We start from the raw sequence: 2,384 nt of genomic DNA, 5'->3' as shown, positions 1-2,384 counted from the left end.
TTAGTCGGGTAAGCGGGGGGCATCACTGCCCCCAACTCCCCTCAGAACCGTACGTGACAGTTTCCCATCATACGGCTCAAGCCTTCTTTTTATCCGATTTCAGTCCCTTTAGTATAGGCAAGGTAAGTGAACTAATTTTAAGTTTAAATTAGACGATATGAGGTGTTGCGGAACAGGCATGTCTTTTACGACTACCTTTTCCCCGTTTTGTAGTGGAGTTTTGCAGATAGCACAGCGGTAACCTTGTTTTCTAGCCAGCTTCATTCTATCCATCGTGTTTTCCGTATCAAATACCTTACGGTCTCTTTTTTCCCAGTATTCTTTCAATGTTGGGTCATCAGGACTATTTTTGAATTTCACCATGTTGTGTCTCTCAATCTTAATCCATGACATATGTAAGAGTTGGATATTTGTTTTCGGGCAGGTTGGTGTCCAAGCATTTCCACCATGATGTGGATGCCTGTAATATCTTGCATATATCCATTTCCACGACTTCTTTGGATGGAGCTGTCGAAGATGTTTGCCGATTCTCCAATAGATATAGCTATCCATTGTACCAAAGATTTTCTTAGAAACGACATATTTCCAGTATTGCCCGTATCCTCTGATAATAGGATTAAGCACTCGGATGATTTCTCCGATGGGTTGACCCCTCATGACACGTAAAGTATCTCCAATTTTCTTCTTCGCTTTCTGTCTACTGCCCTTACTTGGTTTGATGAACAGTTTATTCCCCTGTTCAGTTTGGTACTGCCGAATCAAGAATCCTAGGAACTCAAATCCTTCCTCAATATGTGTAACCTTCGTCTTTTCAGGGCTTAATTCCAATCCCCTGTCCTTTAAGTAGGGACGAAGTCTCATATATACAGAGAGTGCTTGTTCTTTTGTCTCCGTTAAGACCACAAAATCATCTGCGTAACGGATAAGGGTAAATTTGCAAGCAGGATTCATAATATAACTATCATTAGCTTTATAGTTTTTCTTGTAAGTAATTCCCAAGGTTTCTTCCATTCCATGAAGGGCAATGTTAGCGAGAAGTGGCGAGATAATTCCTCCTTGTGGAGTACCTTCTTGCGTTTCCGCGAAAAAACTTTGCTCCATGTATCCCATCTTGAGCCATCGCTTCAATAGTTTTCTTCCTGGGAAGTATGAAGTTTGTTTGAGTATCCACTCATGGTTGAGATGATCAAAACAGCCCTGAAAATCTCCTTCAAATATCCATTTCTTCTTTGTGCCCCCGTTGATTCTATTGAAAATGCTTCGTATGGCATCATGGGTACTTCGCTTAGGACGAAACCCGTAAGAAATAGCTTCAAATCTGGCTTCCCACTGTGGTTCAATGGCATTTCGCACTATATTTTGATATACCCTATCCTTTATAGTTGGGATGCCCAACGGTCGCAATTTTCCGTTTTTCTTCACAATGTATATACGTTTTGCTGGTTTTGGTCGGTGTTGTAGCGTATTTAACTTTTTGAGTTGCTCATAGAGAAGATTTCTTTCTCTGCGACTCAAGGCTGTATGTTCATCAACACCTGCTGTTCGCTTTCCTTTATTCTGCTGTGTTACTCGTCTAATTGATAACAGTAAGTTTGCTTCGCTTCTCATGAGTAAGCGTTGAAGTTTTCTTACCTTTCTTTGTTGCTGTAACTGTTCGGCACGGTAAATTCTTTGTCGTAACTTCGTCACATACATCTGAACTGCTTTCCAGTCCACTGTGTTCCAGTTTGTATACGAGACGTGCGCCGACGCTCGTTCTGAGGTGTTCATAACTGCACGCTCCTATTCGTCAGAAGATAACTTACAAATGTATTTCCATGTTGAAGACCTATAAGAAGTGGGCTCCCTTTCAGGCTTGTCATGGGTTTGTCCGTAAGGACGACAATATCCGCTCAGTTATACATATTTCTATGCTTTCCTGTTTCCTTTCGGCTAGCGGCTTTTGCTTTCTCTAATATCCTTTACCCTCTGCCACATCGTTTGGCTTTGCAGTCATCCTACTGCTCATGCAGATGACATAGGGCTTACCAAGTTTCACATTTCACAGATGCGACAGGGTTAGGCGGGCTCTTTACTCCGGATAAGTTGTGGGATGCAACGCGGTAGCATTATGAGACTACCTTTCCTCTTATCAAGACCTGGGCAAAGCTGTACATTATCCCAAGCTAACGATTACGAAGCTTGCGAACCTTCACTCTCGTTCACCATACCTGTCTTCTCCTAGCGGTATTCCGAGTCATGTACAGACTCTCTGTTTCCACAATTCCTCATGCAACCTACGAGCCCGTTACCAAGTCCGCAGTTTCGGATGGAGATAGCCTTTGCATCTAGTCTAGTAGCGGAAGCTACACTGTGAGAATGCGACTTCTTGTCGCACCATAATT

Annotated in this window: 1 protein-coding gene; it reads right to left on the bottom strand. The window is 42.6% G+C overall.

All coding sequences use genetic code 11. The features are described from left to right. Positions 1-108 precede the first annotated feature (108 nt). Positions 109-1,770 (bottom strand): group II intron reverse transcriptase/maturase, encoded by a 1,662-nt coding sequence (ltrA, locus tag COK05_RS30420; RefSeq protein WP_098615484.1) that lies wholly within the window; start codon positions 1,768-1,770, stop codon positions 109-111. Positions 1,771-2,384 lie beyond the last annotated feature (614 nt).

This window comes from Bacillus cereus, from assembly GCF_002567495.1.
GTDB classification, from domain to species: Bacteria; Bacillota; Bacilli; order Bacillales; family Bacillaceae_G; genus Bacillus_A; species Bacillus_A cereus_AQ.
The sequence above is the reverse complement of the archived record's forward strand: the minus strand, read 5'-3'. Positions and strand labels throughout refer to the sequence as shown.

Excerpts from the sequence above, each read along its gene's own strand:
- ltrA (WP_098615484.1), bottom strand. The coding sequence starts at position 1,770 with ATGAACACCTCAGAACGAGCGTCGGCGCACGTCTCGTATACAAACTGG.